Here is a 4,197-nt window from a genome sequence, read left to right as displayed (position 1 = left end):
AGCTCGGTCCCGGGGATCCTCTAGAGTCTGACCTCATCGGCGCCGAGCCTCTGGATGCCATCGCACTGTCGGTGCCCGCCACCCTGACCCGCGGGGTCGCCTACGTGCTGCCCTATGCCCCTCCCCCGACGGGCCGGCAGAGCACGCGGGTATACCTGCACCGGATGCTGCTGACCGAGCGGGCCGACGACATCCTCCCCGACTGGGCGTTCTTCGCTCGGGCCGTGATCGATTCGGAGGGCCTGCACCCCACCGCCAGCCGGGAATCGCTCGTCGATGACGATGCCCTCGAGCAGACGCGGCGAGAGCTCGGCGACGGCATCCGCCGGTGGATCCTCGAACTGGCGCTGCACGACCCGGCACGTCTGGCGCAGTTCGTGGCGATCCACGAGGTGGCGCTGAAGTCGCTCGTGCGCCACGACGACGAGCTCGCCCGCTTCATCGTGCGATGGCTGTCGGTGGAGACCACGCAGGGACGGCTGCGCATCGAAGAGCTGGTGCGGCGCTATCCGCACGTGCGCTACACCGAGACGGTCGACGAGTTCCGTCAGGTCGCGAGCGTCGCCGACACGAGCGGTGTGCTGGTGGACGGCGGCTATGTCTACGACGCCGATCTCGTGCGCCTGCTGCCGAGGCTGTTCCCCGAGGTCACCGTCGAGCGTGTCGACGTCGTCGATGAGATCGACCGTCTCGATCTTCCCCCGCTCGACGATCGCGACGCGGCGGTCGCCCTCGAACGGCGCGCGGCGGCGACGCTGGCCGACGTCGAGGTCATCGTGCGCGTGTTCGAGCGCACCGAGCTGCCGGGGCTGTTCGTCTCGGACCCGGCCGTGCTGCGCGCCCTCGACCGGGGACGGGCGCGCAGCGCGGGTGGGACCCTCTGGGGAGGCGTGCTCGACCGCGCCGCCGCGGTCGCCCGGGACGGGGAGCGGTCGGCGGCCTCGGCGTCGCGGCTGTGCCTGAACTGGAACAACGATCTCGTACGCCGGCTCGCGACGACACCCCGCGACACCGGCGAGCGGGTCTTCGCGCTGAGCGTGCGGCTGCTGTACGTGCAGTCGCTGCTGGCCGGACACCACCCCCTCGGCGCGGCGGACCGCGCGCTCATGACCACCTCGCTGTCAGAGCTGCTCGAGCACGCCCTGCGCGCCCAGACCGACGAAGAACAAGGAGAATCATGACGAGCTACGGCACCCGCATCCGCGCCCTCTTCGACGAGATCGACCGCACGCCCTGGGGCCCCGAGGAGCGGGCTCTCGTCGCCGAGGCCGTCGCGCTGGCGCAGGAGAGCGGCGACGAGCGCCTCGAGTACGAGGCACGACTGCGACAGACGTCGAGCGCGAACATGTCGGGCGACACCGACCTCATGCTGACCTCGTTCGCGTGGTGCCTGGCCCACCACGACGCCGACCCCGAGCGCTTTCCCGCCGTGCTCGAGCCCGCGGGCGATCTGCTCTGGCAGTACAAGTGGATGGCCGGAGCGCTGTCCAACTCCCCCGAGTTCGCTCCCGCCCAGATCGCCGCTGTGCTCGATGACATGCACGAGCACTACCGCCGCGCGGGTGTCGGCGAGTCGGGCGTGCTGATGGCGCGCTTCGAAGATGCCTGGTCGGCCGGACGTGTCGAGGAGGCGACCGCACTGCAGCGTACGCTGGAGGCGACGCCGCGCGACGATTACAGCCACTGCGACGCCTGCGTGCGCAGCCAGTTCGCCGGCTTCTTCGCCGAGACGGGGCGGGAAGAGGACGCCATCCGTCTGGTGCAGGAGATGATCGACGGCGGGTTCTCGTGCGGCGAGGAGCCCGAGCACGCCCTCGCCCGCATCCTGCTGCCCTACCTTCGCGCCGGCATGCTCGACCAGGCGCGGGCGGCCCACCTGCGCAGCTACCGGCTCGCGAAGGACAACCCCGCCAACCTCGCCATCATCGCCGACAACGTCGTCTTCTGCGCGGTGACCGGCAACGAGGCCCGCGCTCTGGCGCTGGTGGAGAAGCACCTGCCCTGGCTCGTCCACGACGGGCTGGATGCCGCCGCGCACGAGACCGCTCTCGCGTCCTTCGCCGTCGGCCTGGACGCGGTCGCCGCCGCGGGCCACCCCGACACCCCGGTGCGCGGCTCCGACGCGGAAGACCTCCTCGCATTGTGGGGCCCGCACGATGGAGCGTGGACCGCGTCCGCCCTGGCGAGCCGCGCGTGGGAGCTCGCCGACACGATCGCCGCCGCGTTCGACGCGCGCAACGGCACCGACGCGCATCGACGCGCCCTCGCCCGCCTGCGCGACGCCGCGCGCGAACGCTACGACGTGCCGATCCACTCGCACGAGTTCTCCGCGCGCGCCGCCTCACCGGCTCCGTCTGCACGGACGCCCGCGGAGCGCGTGCAGCACGCGCTGGTGCTGACCGGCGCCGGCTCGAGCGCCGCGATCGACGCGATCCGCGCAGCGCTTCCGGACGCCGTCGGCGAGGACCGCGTCGCACTGAGTTCGCACCTGCTGTCGGCCCTGTGCTCGTACGGACGCACCGAGGAGGCCGCAGCAGAACTGCCGGCCCGTCTCGCGGTGCTCCGAGAGGCGGGCCGCGACGTGCAGGCGGGCCTCGAGGAGCGTCTCGGGCTCGTGCTCTTCGGCGTCGACCTCGTCGAATCGCTGCCGCGGGTGCAGGAGGAGCTCGACGCGCTCGGCGACGAGCACCTCCTCGAGCGCGCCGACCTGCTGTCGACGCTCGCGATCGGCCGGATGTGGGCGGGCGCACACGCCGACGCCGCCGAGCCCGCCCGCGCCGCCGCCGCACTGTTCGCTCAGGCCGGCGACACCCGCCGCGCTCACGGCATGCGCCTGTTGGAGGCCGACGCCGTCTCCGCCGACGGCGACACGGCCCGCGGCGCCGACCTGCTGGACGCGCTGCTCGGCGACCCTGCGCTCGAGGACGGGCGCCGGGTGCGGGTGCTCGCGACCCGCGCCCGTCTGCACGGGGTCGCCGAGGAGTTCACGGAGGGTGCCGCGGCCGCCGACGAGGCGGCGCGGGTCGCGGTGTCGATCGGTGTGGACGACGCGATGGTCTCGGAGATGTTCCTGCTGGCGGCCATGCTGCACGAGGACGACGGCGAGCCCTCGGCCGCCGTGAGCCGCTACCGGGTCGCGGCGGAGCGGCGCGACGCGGTGGGTCTGCCCAGCGTCGACGTGCGCTTCCGCCAGGGCCGCGCGATGCTGGCGGCCGGTTACGCTGCGGAAGCGGTGGACACGCTCAACGACGTGCTGCGCGAAGAGAGCGAGAACGGCGTGGAGCCGGGATCGCGGGCTCTGACCGCGGTGCTGCTCGCTCAGGCGCTGCATGCCGCCGAGGAGTACGGCAACGCGGTCGGCGCCTGGGCCTACGCGGCCGACCTCCGAGAAGAGGCCGAGGACGCCGTCGGACGCGCGTACGCGCTCGTGCAGCAGGGACGCCTGCTCGGTCGCTTCGGGGCCACGGACGACGCCATCGAGGTTCTCACCGAGGCCGTCGATCTCGTCCGCGGCAACGAGGACGAAGTGGGACTGCTCGCCGACGGCCTCCACGTGCTCGCGCAGGCGCACCAGCAGCGGGGCGACGACGAGGCGGTGACGCTCATCGACGAAGCGCTGGATCTCGGCCGCCGGCACGAGGCGACGTGGTTCGTGGCCGACGTCCTGGACACGCGCGCCCGGCTGCTCGCCGGTCAGGGACAGACCGATGCCGCCGTGGCGACCGCGCTGCAGGCCGCGGACACGTTCGCGGATGCCGGCGACCCGGCATCCGCCGGAGGGTCCGAGCTGTTGGCCGCGCGGGTGCTGCGTGAAGCCGAGCGCGCCGACGATGCCGTCACGCTCTACCGCGCGGCGTTCGAGCACGCGAGCGACGCGGAGCCGCTGCGGCAGGCCGTCGCGCTCGAGCTCGGCGACCTGCTCGAGGCGCTCGGGCGCCACGGCGAGGCCGCCGACGTCCGCGCGGTGCTGCCGGCCTGAGCCGGCCGGCAGCACCGGCGCGTCAGCCGGCGATGCGGATGAGCTTCTTGTTGACGAATTCCTCGGCGGCCAGCAGCCCCATCTCGCGTCCGGTGCCGCTGCGCTTGATGCCGCCGAAGGGAAGCTCGGGCGAGTCGGCGAGGACGATGTTGACGTAGACCATGCCGGCGTCGATGCGATCGGCGATGCGTTCCGCCTGCTCCTCGTCGGTGGGAAGA

At 72.9% G+C, this 4,197-nt stretch carries 2 protein-coding genes and 1 pseudogene; 2 read left to right on the top strand and 1 reads right to left on the bottom strand.

The genetic code is table 11. The annotated features are described in order from the left end of the window. A pseudogene (locus I5I_RS13145) lies at positions 1-1,181 on the top strand (HSP90 family protein); the annotation flags it as partial. Then, positions 1,178-3,979 carry a tetratricopeptide repeat protein gene (locus I5I_RS13140; protein WP_036320566.1) on the top strand — a complete coding sequence of 934 codons (2,802 nt, stop codon included), beginning with the start codon at positions 1,178-1,180 and terminating at the stop codon, positions 3,977-3,979. The pseudogene I5I_RS13145 and the gene I5I_RS13140, both read left to right, overlap by 4 nt. A gap of 22 nt (positions 3,980-4,001) precedes the next feature. Here the strand turns inward: I5I_RS13140 and I5I_RS13135 are convergent. Next, on the bottom strand, positions 4,002-4,197 hold a 196-nt coding region (locus I5I_RS13135; protein WP_036320563.1), incomplete at its 5' end, for an aldehyde dehydrogenase family protein.

This window comes from Microbacterium sp. B24 (assembly GCF_000333415.1).
Classification (GTDB): Bacteria; Actinomycetota; Actinomycetes; order Actinomycetales; family Microbacteriaceae; genus Microbacterium.
This window is presented reverse-complemented; position numbering and strand designations above follow the sequence as displayed.